Source organism: Acetobacter ghanensis (assembly GCF_001499675.1).
GTDB lineage: Bacteria > Pseudomonadota > Alphaproteobacteria > Acetobacterales > Acetobacteraceae > Acetobacter > Acetobacter ghanensis.
This window is the reverse complement of the sequence record NZ_LN609302.1, coordinates 1,290,393-1,309,841: the sequence shown is the minus strand read 5'-3', so window position 1 is coordinate 1,309,841 and position 19,449 is coordinate 1,290,393. Positions and strand designations below refer to the sequence as shown.

The 19,449-nt window shown below is 58.7% G+C and carries 21 protein-coding genes; 12 read left to right on the top strand and 9 right to left on the bottom strand.

Going from position 1 to position 19,449, the window contains the following annotated elements; translation table 11 throughout:
- Window positions 1–2 precede the first annotated feature (2 nt).
- The gene (locus AGA_RS06320) at window positions 3–3,266 is read left to right on the top strand and encodes an AsmA-like C-terminal region-containing protein (RefSeq protein ID WP_059023523.1); all 3,264 of its coding nucleotides are present in this window, start codon (window positions 3–5) and stop codon (window positions 3,264–3,266) included.
- Here the strand turns inward: AGA_RS06320 and AGA_RS06315 are convergent.
- The 4 genes from AGA_RS06315 to aat form a co-directional block, all read right to left on the bottom strand.
- Window positions 3,224–3,913: a hypothetical protein gene (locus AGA_RS06315; RefSeq protein ID WP_157065316.1), complete on the bottom strand. Its 690-nt coding sequence runs from the start codon at window positions 3,911–3,913 to the stop codon at window positions 3,224–3,226. The two genes, AGA_RS06320 and AGA_RS06315, sit on opposite strands and share 43 nt — an antisense overlap.
- A 45-nt stretch (window positions 3,914–3,958) precedes the next feature.
- The gene (locus tag AGA_RS06310; RefSeq protein ID WP_059023522.1) at window positions 3,959–4,624 is read right to left on the bottom strand and encodes a hypothetical protein; all 666 of its coding nucleotides are present in this window, start codon (window positions 4,622–4,624) and stop codon (window positions 3,959–3,961) included.
- The gene (locus tag AGA_RS06305; protein WP_231946083.1) at window positions 4,624–5,406 is read right to left on the bottom strand and encodes a DUF4412 domain-containing protein; all 783 of its coding nucleotides are present in this window, start codon (window positions 5,404–5,406) and stop codon (window positions 4,624–4,626) included. The genes AGA_RS06310 and AGA_RS06305 overlap by 1 nt, the downstream gene beginning before the upstream one ends.
- A gap of 81 nt (window positions 5,407–5,487) precedes the next feature.
- A complete protein-coding gene (gene aat, locus AGA_RS06300) occupies window positions 5,488–6,129 on the bottom strand; it encodes a leucyl/phenylalanyl-tRNA--protein transferase (RefSeq protein WP_059023520.1) in 642 nt (213 codons plus the stop codon).
- 175 nt (window positions 6,130–6,304) lie between these two features.
- On the opposite strand from aat, the gene AGA_RS06295 reads away from it, so the two are divergent.
- Window positions 6,305–7,279, top strand: coding sequence for a 2-hydroxyacid dehydrogenase (locus AGA_RS06295; protein ID WP_059023519.1), 975 nt, complete (start codon window positions 6,305–6,307; stop codon window positions 7,277–7,279).
- Between the two features lie 23 nt (window positions 7,280–7,302).
- Window positions 7,303–7,473 carry a hypothetical protein gene (locus AGA_RS13705; RefSeq protein WP_157065315.1) on the top strand — a complete coding sequence of 57 codons (171 nt, stop codon included), beginning with the start codon at window positions 7,303–7,305 and terminating at the stop codon, window positions 7,471–7,473.
- Between the two features lie 67 nt (window positions 7,474–7,540).
- Here AGA_RS13705 and AGA_RS06290 read toward each other — a convergent pair whose 3' ends face one another.
- Window positions 7,541–8,365, bottom strand: a complete 825-nt coding sequence (locus tag AGA_RS06290; RefSeq protein WP_059024699.1) for an EcsC family protein — start codon at window positions 8,363–8,365, stop codon at window positions 7,541–7,543.
- A 247-nt stretch (window positions 8,366–8,612) separates the two neighbouring features.
- Between AGA_RS06290 and AGA_RS06280 the strand changes: the two genes are divergently transcribed.
- Complete coding sequence (locus tag AGA_RS06280; protein WP_231946081.1) at window positions 8,613–9,311, top strand: hypothetical protein; 699 nt, start codon at window positions 8,613–8,615, stop codon at window positions 9,309–9,311.
- A gap of 107 nt (window positions 9,312–9,418) precedes the next feature.
- Window positions 9,419–9,754: a TIGR01244 family sulfur transferase gene (locus AGA_RS06275; protein ID WP_059023517.1), complete on the top strand. Its 336-nt coding sequence runs from the start codon at window positions 9,419–9,421 to the stop codon at window positions 9,752–9,754.
- A 92-nt stretch (window positions 9,755–9,846) separates the two neighbouring features.
- Here AGA_RS06275 and AGA_RS06270 read toward each other — a convergent pair whose 3' ends face one another.
- Window positions 9,847–10,266, bottom strand: a complete 420-nt coding sequence (locus AGA_RS06270; protein WP_059023516.1) for an EVE domain-containing protein — start codon at window positions 10,264–10,266, stop codon at window positions 9,847–9,849.
- Between the two features lies 1 nt (window position 10,267).
- On the bottom strand, window positions 10,268–10,561 hold the full coding sequence (locus AGA_RS06265) for a YciI family protein (protein WP_059023515.1): 294 nt from the start codon (window positions 10,559–10,561) through the stop codon (window positions 10,268–10,270).
- A 183-nt stretch (window positions 10,562–10,744) separates the two neighbouring features.
- Here AGA_RS06265 and AGA_RS06260 point away from each other — a divergent pair, with 183 nt between their 5' ends.
- The 6 genes from AGA_RS06260 to ccmI all read left to right on the top strand — a co-directional run bounded on the left by AGA_RS06260 (window position 10,745) and on the right by ccmI (window position 16,000).
- A complete protein-coding gene (locus tag AGA_RS06260) occupies window positions 10,745–11,608 on the top strand; it encodes a heme ABC transporter permease (RefSeq protein ID WP_231946079.1) in 864 nt (287 codons plus the stop codon).
- Window positions 11,609–11,671: 63 nt separating this feature from the next.
- Window positions 11,672–12,202, top strand: a complete 531-nt coding sequence (ccmE, locus tag AGA_RS06255; RefSeq protein WP_059023514.1) for a cytochrome c maturation protein CcmE — start codon at window positions 11,672–11,674, stop codon at window positions 12,200–12,202.
- Window positions 12,203–12,236: 34 nt separating this feature from the next.
- Entirely contained in the window at window positions 12,237–14,222 is a 1,986-nt protein-coding gene (locus AGA_RS06250; RefSeq protein ID WP_059023513.1) for a heme lyase CcmF/NrfE family subunit, read from the top strand.
- Window positions 14,219–14,794 carry a DsbE family thiol:disulfide interchange protein gene (locus tag AGA_RS06245; RefSeq protein WP_059023512.1) on the top strand — a complete coding sequence of 192 codons (576 nt, stop codon included), beginning with the start codon at window positions 14,219–14,221 and terminating at the stop codon, window positions 14,792–14,794. The genes AGA_RS06250 and AGA_RS06245 overlap by 4 nt, the downstream gene beginning before the upstream one ends.
- Window positions 14,791–15,264 carry a cytochrome c-type biogenesis protein gene (locus AGA_RS06240; protein WP_059023511.1) on the top strand — a complete coding sequence of 158 codons (474 nt, stop codon included), beginning with the start codon at window positions 14,791–14,793 and terminating at the stop codon, window positions 15,262–15,264. The genes AGA_RS06245 and AGA_RS06240 overlap by 4 nt, the downstream gene beginning before the upstream one ends.
- A 4-nt stretch (window positions 15,265–15,268) precedes the next feature.
- Window positions 15,269–16,000: a c-type cytochrome biogenesis protein CcmI gene (ccmI, locus tag AGA_RS06235; RefSeq protein WP_059023510.1), complete on the top strand. Its 732-nt coding sequence runs from the start codon at window positions 15,269–15,271 to the stop codon at window positions 15,998–16,000.
- Window positions 16,001–16,018: 18 nt separating this feature from the next.
- On the opposite strand, the gene AGA_RS06230 is transcribed toward ccmI, so the two are convergent.
- Window positions 16,019–16,549, bottom strand: coding sequence for a hypothetical protein (locus AGA_RS06230; protein WP_059024697.1), 531 nt, complete (start codon window positions 16,547–16,549; stop codon window positions 16,019–16,021).
- Between the two features lie 76 nt (window positions 16,550–16,625).
- Window positions 16,626–16,997, bottom strand: a complete 372-nt coding sequence (locus tag AGA_RS06225; protein ID WP_059024696.1) for a YidB family protein — start codon at window positions 16,995–16,997, stop codon at window positions 16,626–16,628.
- A gap of 240 nt (window positions 16,998–17,237) precedes the next feature.
- On the opposite strand from AGA_RS06225, the gene AGA_RS06220 reads away from it, so the two are divergent.
- Window positions 17,238–19,421 (top strand): FUSC family protein, encoded by a 2,184-nt coding sequence (locus AGA_RS06220; protein ID WP_059023509.1) that lies wholly within the window; start codon window positions 17,238–17,240, stop codon window positions 19,419–19,421.
- Window positions 19,422–19,449: the final 28 nt, after the last annotated feature.

The window sequence follows — 19,449 nt, the reverse complement described above, 5'->3', positions numbered from 1 at the left end:
CGTTGACTCCCAACGGTCAAGACATCCCCCCCCTCACAAGAACAAAAATTCCCCGCGCACTTGCCGTGGGGGCTTGTGTGCTGGTTGCCCTGCCATTTGTGGGAACGGCTGCCCTGCTGGGCTGCATGGCGTTTGGCCCACTCGACATAACACCTGTTGTGCGGCCTTTTTTGCCCATTACCATTGTTAAAGGCGAGCGCGCACAGCCGCCTGCGGTCAGCCTGCGCCTTGGCCATGCCGAACTCCGCTGGAATGGCCTGCGCGAAGGTATGGGCGTTCCTATTGCCGTTGTTTTGCAGGACCTACGCTTTACAGCCCCCAACAGCACCCAGCCCAACACCGTGCAGGAAGCGGATCTGACGCTTGACCCACTGGCCCTCCTACACGGCAGCATAAAACTGCGGACAGTCAACATCAAAGGCGTGCGTCTGGCACTCCGCCGGGGCAAAAATGGCAGCGTGGGGTTTGACCTTGATCTGCCCCCTTCCTCTCCAACCGAAAAAAGCGGCGGCATAGAGACCTATGGGCTGGAACATGCCCGCATAGAGGACGCCACCATACGCATGGATGACCGGCTGACCGGCACCCACTGGCTGGCATCCGACATTGGGGTGGATCTACGCCTGCACACCATTAAGAGAAGTGCAGGTGTAACTGGCTTTGTAAAGCTGAGCATCAGTCCGCTGGACACAACCGGCTCCAAACTGGTGTTAAGCGCACAGGGCACACCAGCCGAAAACGGTCGGCAGATTGTCTGGCACCTTAAAACCAACAGCATCAACCCCGCCTCGTTTGCCCCCCTACGCCCGGAACTGGCCAAGTTTGACCTCCCGTTGAGTGTGGCTGCGGATACGTATTTTACGCCCGTTACAAAAACACCATGGATGCTCCCCAATGCGCTGGAATTAACAGCCAACCTCGGCGAGGGGCATGTAGATGCAGGAGGGTCGCGTTATGAGGTGGACCACGGCACAGCCAACATTAACCTGCTCCTGGACCAGACAAAGGCAGACACAACGCCGGCCCAGATTACCATTCCCACCGTCAGTCTGCTTTTGCGCAACCCCGGCATCCCTGACGATGCCTCGCGGGCGCTAACGCTGAACCTAGCTGGCAGCCTGAACGCATCGGACCTTGTGCAACCCAAGGGCATAGACGCACGACTGACCGCCACCATCCCCCATGTCGCCTTTGAGGACCTCACCCATTACTGGCCCACCCTTGCCGCCAAGGGCGGCAAAAAATGGGTGACCGAAAACATTACAACCGGCATGGCGACCAACCTTGCCACCACGGTTGACCTAGGCAGCAAAAAAGGTTGGAGCGGCATAAAGCTGACCAACATACAGGGGGGTATTGATGCAACGGGCCTGACCGTGCACTGGCTGCGGCCCATTAACCCCATACAGGGGCTGGATGCCCGGCTGGACATTATGGGGCCGGACAAGCTGAGTATCCATTTTGACCATGGCTACCAGCTTGTAGATCTGGCCGACAAAAATGTAGGCCAGACTGGTACAGGCCGAATTGAAGTTGGCCCGGGCAGCATGGATATTGTTGGCCTGACCAAAAAAGACCAGACCGGCATTATAGAAACAAACCTGAATGGCCGTTTGCAGGACGTTATGGCCTTGCTGGCGGAACAGCGCCTGCATCTGCTCTCACGCCATCCGCTCACCCTCACGCGCCCACGCGGCAAGGCCAGCCTGCATTTGGGCCTGAGCCTGCCACTGGTCAGCCGCGTGACGATTAACGACATGACCATTCAGAGCCATGCCGACATTACCCATGCCTCAATCGGCAATGTTGTGGCTGGGCGGGACGTTGCCAATGCCCGCTTTGGGTTGGATGTCACAACCGATGGTCTTGCCCTTGCTGGACACGGTGTTATTGGCGGCCTCCCCTCCGACCTGACATACGATATGGACTTCCGCTCCCTGCCGCCCGACGCAGTTTCGGAAAAAGCACATCTGACATCACGCATAACGCCGGAAACAGCGTTGGCCGCAGGCATTGCCACGGGTGAACATTTTGGCGGCAGCGCCGACCTTGCCGTGGATTACCAGCAACTTGCCAACCATACCGGCACGGTTGGCCTTAATCTGGACATGGGCCGATCGGACATTCGTATTCCCATGTGGCACAAAACCGCAGGGCAGCCCGCACAGGCCTCTGCCACCCTTGATCTGGACAAGGGACGGATTACCAATGTTGACCACCTCAAGGCTTCCGGCCCGGACCTGAGCGTGACCGGCAAAGCACAGTTGCGGCCCGGCAAGGCGCCGGAACTGATTATCTCGTCCTTTAAAATTGCCCGCTCAAACGGCCATGCCCGCCTGATGCTGCCCCAGAGCCAGTCTGGCAACATGATCCATGTTGGCGTTTATGCCGATACGCTCGACCTCTCCCCCCTTATGAGCCGGGACGAGCATGACCAAAGCCCGCAGGAAACCAAAAAACAAAGCGGTTATCATGTACCCGAAGCCGCCACGGGCAAGCTCCACGGTCCTCCCGGTGCTGCATGGGCCATTGACCTGACCGCCAACCAGCTCTGGTACAGCAAGAACAAGCAACCCTTACGCACTGTTCAGGCCTACTTTGAAGATAACGGCCTGAGGCTGGAGAGAATGCACTTCACCATGAAGGGCCCTGTTCCCGCCAGTATGACGCTTGTTCCTACAGGGGCAAACCGCGCGTTACATGCGCATATTCCTGACATGGGGGCGTTTCTGGCCGCCTTTGGTATCCTCCCCGATGTTAAAGGCGGGCAGGCCAAACTGGATGGCACGTTTGATGACACACTCCCTGCCGCACCGTTTAGTGGCACGCTGAGCGTCACCCCGTTTACACTTAAAAAAGCGCCAACCACCCTTCAGGTCGCACGCAATATCTCGCTCTACGGCTGGCTTAATGCCCAGGACGCCAACGATTTTCTGGTCACGCATCTGAACATGCCGGTGACTTTTGAAGATGGGGTGCTGCAAATTCATGATGGCACCACCGGCAACGGTGCCCTTGGCGCTACGTTGGAGGGCAAGGTGGACCTTGACCACAACCACATAGACCTGCACGGCACCGTGGTGCCGGTTTTTGCCATTAACACCCTGCCCGGCAAGCTACCGGGCATTGGCAAACTGTTTAGCCCGGAAAAAAATGGGGGCCTGCTGGCGGTAACATTTGGTGTGACAGGCAAGCTGGAAGACCCAACCCTGCATATCAACCCCTATTCCATCTTCCTACCCGGCGCCCTGCGCGAGATGTTCTGAACATCCAAACACCCCGCCGGCGGACAGGCCGGAGGGGTGCAGGCTACCGTGCCTGCGGGTGCCTTTGTGATGGCAGGTCCGATGCCGCATCGCGGGATGCGGCGGGGTCCACCCCCTCCCCCATATCTGGCAGATCGGCATCGCTTTCCTGCAAAAAAAACAGGGTCCTGCACGGTGTGGTTAATTGTGGCGCTCAACGCTCCTGAATGCACCAGATCCCGGAAGGATGCGTCCTCATCCTGCATATCCGTATCCACCCCATTCCCACTAACCTCCCCTACGGCGTGCAGGCTTACACCGGTATGCGGTTTGATCTTCTGACGGAGCCAGTGGCGGGTGTGAGACACAACGCTGGAGGCATCCGCCACCATGCAAGGCTGCATATGCGTAAGGGTAATGGTCTCGGTTGTGACAATAGCCAGAGCCGTGGGGGTATGTTCTGCCGGTTTTTCTGTCCCCGGCGTTGTCGCAAACACTGTGCCAGAGGGCACCACAACCAGCGTCTGCGGCTGCTGTGCGGCCTGTGCCGTTATGCAAACGGTGGTTGGTCCATCCACAGCCTGAGCGTGCGCCGTATTGGAGAACACTGCAAACGCTGCGCATGACGCAAGGAGCAACATGGTGCGGCCATAGGTTGTGTTCTGCATTCCATTCCTTTCCTGCCTTTCCACCAATGGCCTCATACCCCGGTGTTACGGGTGTGCCGGAGCCTCCCGCTTCAAACCGTCTGGAATAACAAACAGGCTATCTGGTTGCGGCGTACGCTGCACGCTAAGTGCCCGCACCGTAATCTGGCCGCCCTGCGCGACCTGAAGCAGCAACCCATCTGCCGTGTAACAGGCATCCGTCTGGTGGCCATCCGTATCTTTTGTCCGCCACACTGTGCACTGTTCGGAGGCTACAACGGAACTCCCCAATCGTGCATAGGAGCCGACCATTGCGGGTTGTCCGGGTGGTGTAAGCTGCTGCGTGCCCGGCACAGGCATAATGCTCACCCGCTTGCGCCCCATATCCACAACGCTCAGGGTTCTGTCCCGCCATGAGGTAATCATGAAGACGGAAGACTTATCCGGGTCCAGCCGCTGGCGGAGGGTTGCAACCTGCCAACGCATACGCTGGCGGGTGCTGACATCCCCTTGAGGAGACGCCAGTTCATACTCCACATCCACATCCGTAGAGGGGGTAATGGCCGGAGCCTCCGCAGGCGTTCCATCTGCCGGAGTTTGGGCGCTGCCCTGTACCGCTGGGGTTTCCGTCTGCTCTGCCTGGGCGGTACCCCCCAGCACATTAACAGACACCAGCCCCAGAACTGCGGCCAGCAGGCCACTCTGCTGCAATACTCTGGACCAAACAACCATTACCGGGTCTCACCTTCTGGATTGCCATTGCTTGTGGGGAAAGACGACGTTGGCCCCACCCCTGCACCGGGCGTTGAGGGCTGCGACACATCCGAACGCGGGGAGTGGGGGGTAACTTCCTGAAAGCCCGCTGGCGGTTCAAACGCACTGACCGGAATGGTGTCATACGCGACCTTCATGGCACGCAGGCTGCCATTCAGCCCATCCACATCCACACCGTCCTGCTGGAGCACAAACCCATCATCCGTCACGCAGGTCAAAGCCTTGCCCTGAGCGGAGACAGCCTGCCATGTAGTGCAGGGCTGACCTGCTACCACATCACTCCCCATTTTAGTAAACTGCATGGACATATCGAGCAGAAACGGATTGCGCACCCCCTCCTGCTGCACCAGCCGCGTAAAAATGCGACTGTCATTGATAATAACCAGCACTTCCTGCGCAGCCCGGTTGATGATAACCGCACCGCGGCTCTGATCCCCATCCATACTGGTCATATAATTAATGCGCATCAGGCCACCATCGCCCGAATACAGGACCTGCACATGGCGGTTGGCCACGGGCGTATCCGCCTTGGCACCTGCTTTTAGGTCCTGCTCCGTTGGCTTAGGCTGAAAAACGTAGTCAATCACGGCATCCCGCGCCGGGGTCAGGCGTGGGTGGTCGGTTGCCTGCTGTGCGTGGAGAGGAAGCGCCATAAGGGCAGACATGGCTGGAAGGCTAACAGCACACAGAGCCAGCTTGGTCAGATTACGTTTGCAGGCCTGTAAAAAATTGTCTGTCACCAAGTCTCTCTCCACTTTTTCCCAGCCAGCCTCCACGCAAGCGCAGAACCCTGGCAGCCGGTCTTCTGATGAATGGCCGCACTACATGCCACGAATTTCGGCTTCCAGCATATCTGGCGCAACCGTATTGGGCCAGCAGGGCTGCATACATACAGCGCGCTCAAGCTGCTGTTTATACGTGGCCGCCGGTATTTCCACCCCACCAAAACGGGCTAGATGCTCCGTACCAAACTGCGTATCCAGCAAAATAAAACCCCCAAGACGCATACGCGCAACCAGATGGACAAGCGCCACCTTGGAGGCATCTGTTACCCGGCTGAACATACTCTCGCCAAAAAAGACGCCACCAAGAGCAACCCCGTACAGACCACCCACCAGTTCGCCATTCAGGCGGCATTCCACACTATGGCCAAACCCCATGGTATGGAGTTCGCAGAACAGTGCGTAGATACGGCTGTTAATCCATGTGCTTTCCCGCCCTTTGGCGGGAGCCGCACACCCGCGCATGACGGCAGGAAAGTCGCGGTCAACACAGACCTCAAACCTGCCCGACAACACGGTACGTCGCAAACGCCGAGGTACATGAAATGTATCCAGCGGCAGCACACCACGCGGGTCGGGGTCATACCAGCTCAGGGTCGGGTCATCCTCCCCTTCCGCCATGGGGAACAGCCCAGCGGCATAAGCCGCCAGCATGAGTTCTGGCGTCAGACCATCGGACATGCTGTGCCTGCTTCCACGGTGTTTCCTTATCCTGTTCCCAAGCAACCGGCGTTTCCCACACTCGTTACAAATATGGGTCCAATGCAATGTGGCGCACCCGGCACGGTATGCTACCCTGCCCGCGAAATAAACACATCCCCGTCTGGCCGACCATGCCGCATCATGGAGATTTTTTGTGACAGCCCAAGCCCCGCGCCTGATCCGCTCCACTCGTCTGCTGGATGATGTGGAAGCGCGTATCCGTTCCGAATTTACGGCCCCTCCTCCTCCAGAACACGCCCTTAACACGGCGGAACTGCTGGAGCTTGCGCACGCGTACCAGCCCTTTGCCATACTGGTCACACACACATCTCCCCTTAAAGGGGCCGATGTGGACGCCCTGCCTGCCTGCGTTAAGCTGGTTGCCACAGTCAGCGTTGGACTGGACCACCTAGACGTGCCAGCCCTGCTTGCGCGCGATATTGCGGTGTCCAACACCCCGGATGTTCTGACCGACTGCAACGCCGACCTTGCCATTATGCTCATTCTGGCCGCCAGCCGTCGGGCGGCTGAATACTATACGCTCATGAAAGCTGGATGGGGCCGAACACTGGGCATGGGCGAGATGCTGGGCCACCGCGTAACCGGCAAACGGCTGGGCATTGTCGGCATGGGCCGCATAGGGCAGGCCGTTGCCAAGCGCGCCCGTGGGTTTGACATGCCCATCCTTTACCACAACCGGCGTCGGCTTGACCCGGCGGAAGAAGCTGGCGCCACCTATTTTGACAAGCTGGAGGACATGCTGCCGCACTGCGATATTCTGACCCTGCACATGCCCGGCTCCCCCTCCGCGCCGCCGCTCATCAATGCCCATACTCTGGGGCTACTGCCACGCGGGAGCGTGCTGGTTAACGCGGCCCGTGGCTCCCTGATTGACGAGGACGCCCTTATTGCGGCTCTCAAATCCGGTCAGCTTTTTGCCGCAGGTCTGGACGTCTTTCGCAATGAGCCCAACCCTAACCCGGCTCTGCTTGCCCTTCCCAACCTGTTCATGACCCCCCATGTTGGCAGCGCCACGGTGGAAACCCGCACCGCTATGGGGATGCTTGCGCTGGACAACGTAAGCGCCATGGCGGCAGGTAAACCCCTCCCCTCCGGCGTAAGCGCCTGAAGCTGAAAAAGGAGCCATTGCCCATGACCATGCGTTTGTTCTGCATTATTGGCATCGCCATATGCGCCCTGCTTTGGTACCCAGCCTTCCATTATCAGGGCGTTTTTCAGGTGCTTGGCGTCACGTTTCTTAGCATGGCCGTGATGGCAACATTTCTGGAGAAATCCGGCCCTCCTGTTCCATCCAAAAAATAACTACAGAGCGCAAAAAAGGCCGCATAATGCGGCCTTTTCCGTACCCTCTTCTAGCTGACTGGCAGCCTCAGAGCCGCTCACGCCCTTCAAGGCTGTCACGCAGAGCCAACGCCGTATCACGCACCACCGGGCCATGCTCGCGCTCCAGCCTGCGAATGGTGAAATGCGCCCGCGCCAGTGCGCGGTAATGGTTGAAAAATGCTGTATTGAGAGATGCCCCACACAATGCGCCAGCAACCGGCATAAGCTGGAGAGAAATCTTCTGCCCTAATGCCAGACCGTAATGGGACGCCACTTCGGCAATCAGCATCACAACCGGGCGTCCGCGGAGCACGGCACGGGCGGAAAAATACCCCAACTCGCTCTCTTCCCCGTTCCTGCGATTAGGGAATGCCTTAAGCGCAAACACTTCCAGGCAGGCGCGCCGGGCATCGGGGTCCGACAGGTCTTCCCCTTCCTCCCGGGCAATGCGGGCAATCTCACGCATGATCGTCAGGGTTGTAAAACCAACATCCGGGGCCAGCCCTGCCAACCCGGCAAAACCACCCACCGCGCCAGAAACGGCAACCGCCGCCTGCAAACCCGGTGTGCGCCACCGTGGTTCCTCCATAGCCATGTCTGCCGAGCCTTTCATGCCCAGAACGGCTACATCGAACGCACGGGTAATGGCGGTTTCCGCCAAGCCACGCAGCTTCTGCTCCATGTTGGGAGCCATACCCAGACCGCGCATACCCAACCGGGCCGCATGGCCAACAGCGCCGCCCATCAGGTCCGCCAGACGCACCAGAACACCACGCCCGGATTCAACCGCAACAAGTGCGGTCTCCAGCTCCCCCAGATCCCGGCTGCTCAGTGCCAACGGAGTCAGGGCGTTACCTGCTGTTTCCTTCATGCTCATACGTGCCTTTCCTGTCTGCTACCTGCCTCATTTACAGCAAATGCGACAACCGGCGCTGCCAGAGCGCCGTATGATATGTATTCGGGCTGATCATAACAGGCTGATCCCACGAAAAACAGATGACCTGTTACAACGCGCCCCCCATGCCCATGCAAACAGCGTTGTAAGCATGGCACGAAGCCCTTACACAGCTATGGAAGAATCCGGCTTTATGCCGCGCCGCTTTTAAGGAGCTTTCCTCATGGCTGGTCTTTTCCGTCTATTCTCCCCGCGTGCAAACACCTCCAAACCGGGCATTGGTCTGGCCCGCCTGAGTTGCGTTGCATCCGTTCTGGCGTTGACTGCATGCGCCACACCAGAGCAGAAAGCCTACGACATGGCTCTGGCTGACGCCCGCACGGACCCGGGGCTGTGCCAGTCCATCCGTTACTACCCACTTCTGGCAGAAGCATGGCAGAAAGCCCACATGGGGGGTGACCCCGATGCACAGGATGCCTCTGCTCCAGCGCCCGGCACCCTGCCGCACATCAAGGTTACGGCCTCCTCGGCCATGCCCGCTGTCAGCTTTCCTCCCTATTCCCAACGCGCTTGCCGCATGACGGTTCAAGCTGGCAGCCATGCGCCGGAAACCGGTTTTTTGACCGTGGCCTACTTTATGCACAATGGCAAAGTGGACACGTCTTTGGTCAAATGGAACTCGGATACCGAAGTGTCCGAGTATTATGATGAGCTGAAGACAAAAATCCGCAACGGTGTGGATATGAACAACCCCACCCTCAAGGCCTGCATGACGCACTACCCTGCCTTGCAGACCAACAGCCCCGACCCAGCCGTGCAACAGGCTGCCGTAAGCCTGCGCGCCCTGCTTGTCCGCCATTGTCTGGCAGACCACGCGGCTCTTAAAAACCTGTATTCCGACATGTACTTCATTCACCGCTAAAACCCACGGCTCAAACGGCAACCGTATGCCTGCACAGCCCTTGCATTGCGGCTGAAAAGTCGCATCCTGCACGCATCAGGCTGACTGTTTACAGGATTTCAGGACTCATGAAGTATCAAGCCATTGCTCCCGACTTTGCAGTATCTGCCCAGATTACTGCCAACGATATTCCTGCCATCAAGGATGCGGGGTTCAAAACCATTATCTGCAACCGCCCCGATGGCGAGGAAGCAGGCCAGCCCACGGCAGAATCCATTGGCGCTGCTGCGCGTGAGGCAGGGCTGACCTTTATTGCCATCCCCGTGGCATCTGGTGCGGCCCCCAGCTCTGACGTGAAGATTGAAACGCAGGAAGTGCTCAACACGCTGCCGGGGCCATATTTTGCCTATTGTCGCTCCGGCAACCGGTCTGCACAGGCTTGGGCGCTGGCCACGCAGGGCTAACCCTCCGCCTTACGCACCACGTCATGGCAAAGGCCGCCCGGATCGGGCGGCCTTTTTCACAATATTTTGATAGTGCCTTATTTCAGGCTGCTTTAGCGCCCTTCTTTCCAGCCACCCATCTGGCATAACATCTGCCAGTGATCAGCCGAAACAGGGCAGACAGACAAGCGGGACTGACGGACCAACGCCAACTCCTCCAGCGCCGGCTCCGCCTTGATCTGCGCAAGCGTTACAGGGGTTGGCATGGGAGCAACCGCCTTAACATCTACACAGACCCACGCACCACTTTCCGCCGTGGGGTCCGGGTAGGCCGCCCGCACCACCTCCACCACGCCAACAATCGCGCGCTGTACGTTGGAATGGTAAAAAAATGCCCTGTCCCCCACCTGCATGGCGGCAAGGTTCTTTTTGGCCTGGTGATTCCGAACTCCCGTCCACGGCTCTACAACATTGGCAACCTGCTCGTCCCAACTGAACGCGTCAGGCTCGCTCTTTATCAGCCAGAATGCCATGTTATTCAGCCAGTTGCCCATCGCGGAAAACCGTGCGCAGCGGGCGCACAACCACGCTCTCAAACAGGTCCACCTTGGCGTAGGGGTCGGCTGCGGCAAACCCTTCCGCACTGGCGCGATCTTCTGCTTCCAGCAGGATCAGACTGCCGCAGGGTTTGCCGTTCATATCAAGCTGCGGGCCACCAAACTGAATGGCCGTTTTGTTTGCTTCCAAGAAGGCCAGATGCTGCGCGCGGGTAGCCATGCGCAGGTCCAGAGAACCGGGGCGATCCGTACAGATAATGGCGAACAACATGCCTCATTTTTCCTTCTGTTGTGTCTTACGGGCATGGTCGCCCATGAAGAACTGCATCGTGTCAGAACGCTTATAATGCTATAAAGGAGACAGGAGCAGTCCCACTTTTGAGACATCACGCCCATTATGGGCAGGGGGTAAGCCCCCTTTGCCTTAGACCAGATTAACGGAGCGGACCAACTTTTGAGCGCCTCCCCGACCTTTGTCGCGCGTACTGGCAGTTTTTTCCACCGGTATGCAAACCCCGGCCGGTTTCTCAAGCTGGGCGCACGCCTCCAGCCGTGGCTAACCTGGCCGGCCATCGCCTTTACTCTGGCCGGTCTGGGGTGGGGGCTCTTCTATTCCCCGGCTGACTGGCAGCAGGGAGATTCCGTGCGCATTATGTACGTGCATGTGCCCGCAGCCATGCTGGCATCTGGCGGTTATGCCGGGCTTGCCGTGTGTGGCCTGCTCTCACTGGTCTGGCGTCACCCACTGGCGGACCTCGCGGCTGTGGAAATAGGGCCGGTCGGTGCCTGCATTACCGCGCTATGCCTTGCCACAGGCTCCCTGTGGGGCAAGCCTATGTGGGGCACATGGTGGGTGTGGGACGCACGCCTGACCTCTGTGCTGGTCCTGTTTTTTCTCTACCTTGGCCATATTGCACTGATCCGCGCGTTTGATGACCCCCAGCGCGGTTATCGGGCCGCTGCCATTCTGGCTTTAGCTGGCGCTGTGGATTTGCCAATCATCAAGTTTAGTGTGCAATGGTGGAACACCCTGCACCAGCCAGACAGCATTACCCTGACCGGAGCGCCCACCATGTCCGCCTCCATGCTGTGGCCGCTGGCACTATCTACCATCGGATTTTCCCTCGGATTTGCAGCCATTGTTGTGGCGCGCACACGGGCCGCTGTGATGGAAAGCCGTATTCGGGCCCTGCTGTCCTCCCCCGCCGGGGTGGAGGTGCTGCATGACCCACCTTCCCTACATTGCAGCCAGCTACGGGCTGGCTGCCCTTATGGCGCTTGTTCTCTCCATTGGTGCGGCGCTGCGGCTCCGGCGTGACCGGACCAGACTGGCCGCTCTGGAACAGACCCATAACCGCAACGCAGGAACACCCTTTACGCCATGACCCGCAAGACCCGTCGCCTCTGGCTTGTCATTGCCTGCGTTGCCTGCCTTGGCACTGCGGCAGCCCTGATCCTGCGGGCTTTCTCATCTGACATTGTTTTCTTTGTAACGCCGTCTCAGGTAGAAGCCTCCCCTCCACCCAAGGACCGCACGGTCAAACTGGGTGGTATGGTTGTAGCCGGGTCCGTCACGCGTGAAAAACATGGCGAAACACCTGTTGCCACTTTTGCCGTAACCGATGGTCAGGCCGCCGTAACCGTCCATTACGAAGGCATTCTGCCCGACCTGTTCCGCGAGGGACAAAGCGTTGTCGCTATTGGCACGGTTCAGCCGCCGCATGAGTTCATGGCGACAGAAGTTCTGGCCAAGCATGATGAAACCTACATGCCCAAGGAAGTGGCCGAAGCCCTTAAAAAGTCCGGCAAATGGGACCCACGCTTTGGCCCGCCCCCAAGTGCGGCAAGCTGGAACAGCATGACCGTGCAAGACGCGCGCAAGAACCTTTCCGCCCCCGCTGCGGCAAACTGAACAGCCTGAAAAAGACGGGAGCCTCCCCCCAGATATGTTAAGCCCCGAACTAGGACATTACGCCCTTGCGCTGGCCTGTGTGCTGGCTGCCGTGCAAGGCATCATTCCCCTTATTGGCGCATCCCGCCGCGATGCGCGACTTATGGCGCTGGCTCCCGGTCTGGCTCTGGGGCAGATGATCGCCCTGTGCGTTTCCTTTCTGAGTCTCATCTACGCCGCTGTCACAGACGATTTTTCGGTCCAGAACATTGCGGAAAACAGCGCTGTTTCCAAACCACTCCTGTACAAAATAACCGGCGTATGGGGGAACCATGAGGGGTCCATTCTCCTCTGGGCGCTTATTCTGGGCCTGTGTGGTGCGGCTGTTGCGGCCTTTGGGCGTAACCTGCCCTCTGCTTTGCGCGCACGCGTTATTGCGGTGCTGGGCCTTGTGGCCACAGGGTTCGAACTATTCTGCCTGACGACATCAGACCCGTTTGCCCGCATCTGGCCTGCCCCCATGGATGGGCAGGGCATGAACCCCCTGTTGCAGGACCCCGGCCTCGCCTTTCATCCGCCCATTCTTTACACGGGCTATGTGGGGTTTGCCGTCCCCTTTGCCTTTGCCATTGCTGCGCTGATTGAAGGCCGGGTGGATGCGGCATGGGGGCGCTGGGTGCGCCCTTGGGCCGTGGCTGCGTGGTGCTTTTTGACCTGCGGCATCGCCATGGGGTCCTGGTGGTCCTATTACGTGCTGGGCTGGGGCGGCTACTGGTTCTGGGACCCGGTGGAAAATGCCTCGCTTATCCCATGGCTGACCGGCACAGCACTCATCCACTCTGCTATTGTGGTAGAAAAGCGCGAAGCCCTTAAAATCTGGACCGTGCTTCTAGCCATTGCCACGTTCTCATTCTCCCTATCCGGAACATTCCTTGTACGTTCAGGGATTCTGAACTCGGTTCACGCGTTTGCAAATGACCCGGCACGTGGCGTGTTCATTCTGGGCTTGCTGGGCGTTGTTATTGGCGGCTCCCTCGCCCTGTTCGCCTACAGGGCACCGTCCCTTACTGCTGGCGGTCTGTTTGCCCCCATCTCCCGCGAGGGAGCGCTGGTGCTGAACAACATTCTGCTCTGCTCGCTATGTGCTGTTGTGCTGACCGGCACCATGTACCCGCCCTTTATGTCCCTCCTGTTCGACCGCACAATTTCGGTTGGCAAACCGTTCTTTGATGCAACAACCATTCCGCTCGCTCTCCCATTGTTCATCTTCATGGGGTTCGGCCCCATGCTACCGTGGAAGCGTGCGCAGTTGTGGCCGGTGCTTCAAAAACTGTGGGTTGCGGCCATTGTGGCTGCTCTGGCCTGTGCCGTGGCTCTTTTCAAACTTTCTGGCGCACTGGCCATTCTGTGTGCGGCGGCGGCCATCTGGGTTATTGCCGCCAGCGTTACCGATCTGGCCGAACGCACACGGCTGTTCCGCGCGCCTTTAAGCACCAGCATCCAGCGCGCCCGCATGTTGCCGCGCGCCATTATTGGCACGGCCATAGCCCATGCGGGTGTCGGCATTACGGTACTGGGCCTTGCCGCCATGTCTCAGGCCCAGCACAAAATTGTGGAAGTCCCCATTGGCACTACGGAGCAACTGGCGGGGTACGAATGGACCCTCAAAGGCGTAGAACAGGAACCAGGACCCAACTACACAGCCATGGTTGCAACGCTGGAAGTCCGGCGCAATGGTCAGGTTGTTACGGTCATGCACCCCTCAAAACGCAGCTTTAACAGCCAGAACCAAACCACAACGGACGTTGCCATTCATACCAACATGCTGGCCGACCTGTATGGGGTTCTGGGTGACAAGCATGGCCCGGACAACAACCCGACCTACGTGCTGCGCCTGCATTACAACCCACTGGCCCCGTGGATGTGGCTGGGCGCGCTGATTATGGCATTTGGGGGCGCTCTGTCCCTTTCTGACCGGCGCGTGCGGGTTGGCGCTCCCCAACGGGCCAAGTCTTCCTCTGCAACCGCGAGCGTATCATGACCACACCTTCGGACAATCTGACCCGCCGCCGCCTGCTTATGGCCCTGCCGCTGGCTGGAGCTGGCATTGCGGGTGTTGCGTTCTGGAAAATGCTGGACGGCATGGAGCACGGGTCCTTTAACCCGCACGACATCAATGCCCCGGTGCTGGACCGCCCCGTGCCAGACTTTACGCTTGCCCCTCTCCCTCCGGCTGATGGTTTTACCGCACAGGACCTGCAACAGATTACCAAACCCGTGCTGGTCAACTTTTTTGCGTCATGGTGCATTCCCTGTCTGGCAGAAATGCCAACTCTCATGACGCTCAAGGACAAGCTGACCATGTGGGGCATAGCCTACAAGGACAAGCCAGAGAATGCTGCCAGCTTCCTGCGGCACTCAGGCAACCCCTTTACCCGTCTGGGTGATGACCATGATGGGCGGGCTGGCATTGAATGGGGCATTTCCGGTGTGCCTGAAACTTTTCTAATTGGCCCCGGCGGCGTTATCCGCTGGCATACCGCTGCCCCGTTAACGGACGAGACCATTAACAAGGTTCTTCTTCCTTTGGTGCACAGGCTGCAAACACCATGACGCCCCTCCGCAAACTGGCCGCCTGCCTGCTCGGCCTATGCCTTATGGCAACACCGGCACTGGTGCTGGCGGTGGACGACCCATCCGAAATGTTGGCAAACCCACAGCAGGAAGCCCGTGCGCAGGCCATTGGCGCCCAGCTACGCTGCCTAGTCTGCCAGAATGAATCCATTGAGGACAGCAGCGCAGGACTGGCGCGGGACCTACGCCGCGTTGTGCGTGAGCATGTCGCGAAGGGGGAGGACAACAAGCAGATCATGGACTGGATGGTTACCCGTTATGGTAATTTTATCCGCCTCAAACCTGCTTTTTCTGCTGGGACGCTGTTGCTTTGGTCCATGCCGGTGCTGGCCTTGCTACTGGGGTGTGGCACGGCCTTCATGTTTTACCGTCGCAGGGCTACCGCACCACCGCCCCCGCCTCTGAACGAAGAAGAAAAGGCCCGTCTGGCCAGACTGACAAAGGACTGAGAGCATGATCTGGTTTTCCATAGGGCTGCTCAGCCTGCTTGCACTGGCACCTGCCATTTTTACACTCTGGAAACGTACCCGCGCCATTCGGGATGAACGCAGTACCGCACTTGCCCTGCACGAAGCCCAGTTAGCCGAAGTGGACCGTGACCTTGCCATCGGGCTCATAGCACCCGCCGAACATGATGTGGCCATACTGGAAATCCAGCGCCGTATTCTCTCGGCAGATGCAGCACCCTCTACGGCACGGGCAAACAGTTCAGCCATGCTGGGGTGGTTTGGTCTGGCGGCAACACCTGCCCTTGCCATTGGACTTTACCTGACCAACGGTGCACCCGGCCTGCCTGCCCAACCTCTGGGGCCTCGGCTGGCTGCTCAACATATGCAAAACCGTAAGACGGATGCGCTTATTGCGCAGCTTCAGCAGGCAATGGCAACTTTACCTGCCGATGACCCGAACCGGCGGCAAGGCTACCTGCTGCTTGGCCAGCTACAGGCATCGAGCGACCATTATGCGCAGGCAGCAGAGGCATGGAATCAGGCGTTGGCTTTGGGGTTTGACCCCGAACTAGCCGCGCGCACGGCAGAGGCCATGACGCGGGCGAACCACCACGTAACAGCTCAAGCTCTTGCCCTCTTCCGCAAGGCGCTGGATGCAGCCCCCAAGGATGCGGACTGGCGGCCTGCGGTACAGGGCCGCATTGCACAAGGCGAGCATGATCAGGAAAATCCCTGATCCAACTGGCGTTTTAAATTAGAAGCCACCACCCGGCCGTGGGGCAAAATTATGCCCCCAGACGTCTTCCCTCGTGCGCACACGCGGGGGACGCGGCTGGCATGAAATAAGATACAGCCCCACCACAAAAACAATATTTGAAAAAGCGTTGAACCACACAGCCGTTCCAAACGACGTGGGAGACGTGAACGCCTGATACACGACGTACAACGCAAAAGGGATGGAAACAATACGCACGCTGATAAGCATATGCCGTAACGGGTTGGGCTTACCCGGCTTAACCAGCACACGCAGGCGGCCAAGCCCTATAAAAAAGCTGACGCACAGGCACCATATCAGCACATTGAAAATCATATTGCCAAAGTCGTTCATGCCCGTCAGCACAAACACGGCAATGATGGAAACCGCCGAAAGAAGCAGGGAGCCAAGCTGGCAGCTCATCCCCGCATCAAAAGCAGAAAAGCGCTCAGGCAGCCTGTCTGCAATAGGCTGGCATACCTCATCCAGTAGCCAGCTATCCATCCGCGTTATACGTTCACCCAATGTCATGGCAGTATCTATAACGGATTGTGCGTGGTGATGCACGAACTTGCCATGCATCACACACGTGCAGCCTCTTGCCCGTTCAGGCGCTCTTGGTGGTATCGGCTGCAGGCAGCACGCCTTCTGGCGTGTGTTTGTCCACAGCATCGGGCAGAAAATGCACCAGCGCCGTCACCACGGCATCTGCGGGCAGGCCTGTTTTTTCCACCAGATCATGCACGGTGGAGCTCCCCAGAATGGCGCGAATTTCATCCGGGGTGGCGGGCACATTGCCGCTCTGGCTGATCCACGAACGCACCTTGTCACCCAACCCGACCTGATCGGCCCGATCCAGTAGGGTTTGAATTGTCTGCGGCTGCGTCAGAGACTGGAGCTGCTGTTTGACAAGCGTCTGGACTTCTCCCCCCAGAACACTCTCCACCTTACCCACAATATTCTGAAAAAAGTCAGACATATCCATCATCTTCCCATATACGGCGTCAGAGCGACCAGCATTGTGGCGCGGCTTATTCCACCATAGACCGGATAACTGTTCTATGCGATAGTTATAAGCGAAAACCGGTGCCAGACTGCCCATTTCCCGTTTGAGAAGCGATAGCTGATATGCGTCTGAACCCACAAGGAAAAAAGGGAAAAAGGGGCTACGGTTACATACAGAATCCCGATATTCCTCTGTTGCAACAAAGTAGCCATTGTGCCCAGTCTTTCTTTTCCCCTGCTTGACAGGATCGGTCGCCTGCGCACCTTCCGCCCGCTAGGCCCACCCGGAGTACAGCGTAAACTGCCCATGAGCTGGCTGCTTGCGCCCACGCCTTCGGCCATCGGGTTTGCATTGCGCACAACGGCTGCCGCCCTGATTGCTCTGGTCATTGCCTTGTGGATGGAGCTGGACGACCCGCAATGGGCCGCCATGACCGTATGGATTGTGGCGCAGGGTTCTCGCGGGGAGAGCATGTCCAAGGCGCGCTGGCGTCTGGTCGGCACAGCCATTGGGGTGATCATGTCCATCACCCTTATTTCTGCCTTTAACCAGACTGCGTGGCTGTTCTTCCCCGCACTCTCCATCTGGCTGGGGCTGTGCTGTAGTCTGGCTACTCTTGTCCGTAACTTCCGCTCCTATGCGTTGGTGCTGGCGGGCTACACAACGGCCATTATTGCCATTGGCGCCATCCCCCACCCCGAAAACGTGTTCATGACCGCTATGTCCCGCGCAACATATATTGTGCTGGGCATTGTGTGCGAGAGCACCGTTGCGGGCCTGTTCGCCCATAATCTGGCGGAAACGGCCCGCCGCAACATCCGTGACAAACTCCGTACCGCCCTAAGCAACGTGTCCGAAGCCGTATCCAGCCTGCTGGCGGGGGATGACGAGGCGCTGATCCGCTCACGCGCCATGTTTGGCCCGATCCTGTCTATTAACGACCAGATTGAGTTTTCCGAGGCCGAAATGGGCCCCCACGGGCATGAGGGGGACCATGCGCGTGCTGCACTGGCGGCGGTTTCCGTCCTGCTTTCACGCGGGTTGGGCATGACCGTGCGCCTGCAATATGTGCAGACCGACCAGCCCATCTTCCGCGAGACGGCTGCCAAGGTTAGCGCATTTCTAAGCGGCCTTCCCGCCCGATTGAATACGGAAAGTGGCGTACGTACCATTCTGCGGGACCTGCAACTGCTCCGTGCGGAATGCCACCAGCAGATTGTGGACGCCCTAACGCACGAAATCGGGTCCGCCTTTACACTGGAAGATGAACACGCCCAGATTTCTGCCCTGTTGGATGGCCGAATCCTGCACAACGCCATGGATGAACTGCTGGGCGAGCTGGAACAGGCCATTCGTGAATACGATGCCAGCCAGCACTTTATTCGGGGCGACCACTTTCACTTCCGGCTCCAGTCCCATGTGGACAAGCGCGAGGCCGCCTATAATGGCGTGCGCGCCGCAGTCGCACTGAGCGCCGCCGGGCTGGTATGGGAATGCACGGCGTGGCCGACCGGGCTTGGGTTTATTACGTTTGTCGCCATTGTATGCGGTCTGTTCGCCACGCGTGAAAATCCGGTTGTTGCTACAACACAGTTTATGATTGGCGGCGTATGGGCTGCACTGGTCGCATTTTTTCTGGTCTTTTTTGTGCTGCCAACACAGGCCAATTACGAAATGCTGGTGGCCACACTGGCCATTCCCATGTTTGCTGGCGGCCTTGCTGCACGTAATGCCAGCACTGCACTCCATTCCGCAGCCTATACCCTGCTGCTGCCCAATTTTGTGCATCCGCTCAATCAGGGCCGCGTGGACGAAGTCACTTGGTTTAACTCCACATGGGCCATTCTGCTTGGGGTGTTTTTTGCGGTGCTGATTTTCCGCGCCGTGTTGCCGTTCAATAGTGCGGGTGAGCGCTGGCGTATGCGCCGGACCCTGCTGCGCGACCTGCGCACACTGGCCTCGGCCGACCCCATGCCTATGACGCGCGACTGGATTGGCCGCAACATTGACCGTTTTGCCCGCCTAATCCGCCATGCTGGCCCCACGCCCTCCCCTACAATCGAGGGCTGCCTACAGGGCACATTGGCGGCCATGACCATCGGGCTGAACATCATCCGCCTGCGCGCCCTCCTCCAGCGCAACCAGATTCCGCCTCCAGCACGCCGGGCCATTGAAATTGTGATGAAACGGATGAGCCACTTTACCGGCAAGTACGGCCACACGGCCCATGCCGCCCGCGTGGCCACAAGTGCATTGCGCCGGATGGAAGCGGCCGAACCCAATATTTCCACCCGTATCGAACTCACCCGCGCCATTGCCTACCTGATTGTTGTCTCCCACGAGCTAGACGCCAACGCCGTATTCCTGGACGCCTCCCGCCCTTACCGGGCTGTCTGAAAAAACCTTTAAGGTCCCCACCGTACTT

Excerpts from the sequence above, each read along its gene's own strand:
- AGA_RS06290 (WP_059024699.1), bottom strand. The coding sequence starts at position 8,365 with ATGAAGGAAACAGCAGGTAACGCCCTGACTCCGTTGGCACTGAGCAGC.
- ccmE (WP_059023514.1), top strand. The coding sequence starts at position 11,672 with ATGACCCGCAAGACCCGTCGCCTCTGGCTTGTCATTGCCTGCGTTGCC.
- AGA_RS06250 (WP_059023513.1), top strand. The coding sequence starts at position 12,237 with ATGTTAAGCCCCGAACTAGGACATTACGCCCTTGCGCTGGCCTGTGTG.
- AGA_RS06280 (WP_231946081.1), top strand. The coding sequence starts at position 8,613 with ATGGCTGGTCTTTTCCGTCTATTCTCCCCGCGTGCAAACACCTCCAAA.
- AGA_RS06230 (WP_059024697.1), bottom strand. The coding sequence starts at position 16,549 with ATGACATTGGGTGAACGTATAACGCGGATGGATAGCTGGCTACTGGAT.
- AGA_RS06245 (WP_059023512.1), top strand. The coding sequence starts at position 14,219 with ATGACCACACCTTCGGACAATCTGACCCGCCGCCGCCTGCTTATGGCC.
- AGA_RS06270 (WP_059023516.1), bottom strand. The coding sequence starts at position 10,266 with ATGGCATTCTGGCTGATAAAGAGCGAGCCTGACGCGTTCAGTTGGGAC.
- AGA_RS06265 (WP_059023515.1), bottom strand. The coding sequence starts at position 10,561 with ATGTTGTTCGCCATTATCTGTACGGATCGCCCCGGTTCTCTGGACCTG.
- AGA_RS13705 (WP_157065315.1), top strand. The coding sequence starts at position 7,303 with ATGACCATGCGTTTGTTCTGCATTATTGGCATCGCCATATGCGCCCTG.
- ccmI (WP_059023510.1), top strand. The coding sequence starts at position 15,269 with ATGATCTGGTTTTCCATAGGGCTGCTCAGCCTGCTTGCACTGGCACCT.
- AGA_RS06310 (WP_059023522.1), bottom strand. The coding sequence starts at position 4,624 with ATGGTTGTTTGGTCCAGAGTATTGCAGCAGAGTGGCCTGCTGGCCGCA.
- AGA_RS06315 (WP_157065316.1), bottom strand. The coding sequence starts at position 3,913 with ATGCAGAACACAACCTATGGCCGCACCATGTTGCTCCTTGCGTCATGC.
- AGA_RS06240 (WP_059023511.1), top strand. The coding sequence starts at position 14,791 with ATGACGCCCCTCCGCAAACTGGCCGCCTGCCTGCTCGGCCTATGCCTT.
- aat (WP_059023520.1), bottom strand. The coding sequence starts at position 6,129 with ATGTCCGATGGTCTGACGCCAGAACTCATGCTGGCGGCTTATGCCGCT.
- AGA_RS06275 (WP_059023517.1), top strand. The coding sequence starts at position 9,419 with ATGAAGTATCAAGCCATTGCTCCCGACTTTGCAGTATCTGCCCAGATT.
- AGA_RS06225 (WP_059024696.1), bottom strand. The coding sequence starts at position 16,997 with ATGTCTGACTTTTTTCAGAATATTGTGGGTAAGGTGGAGAGTGTTCTG.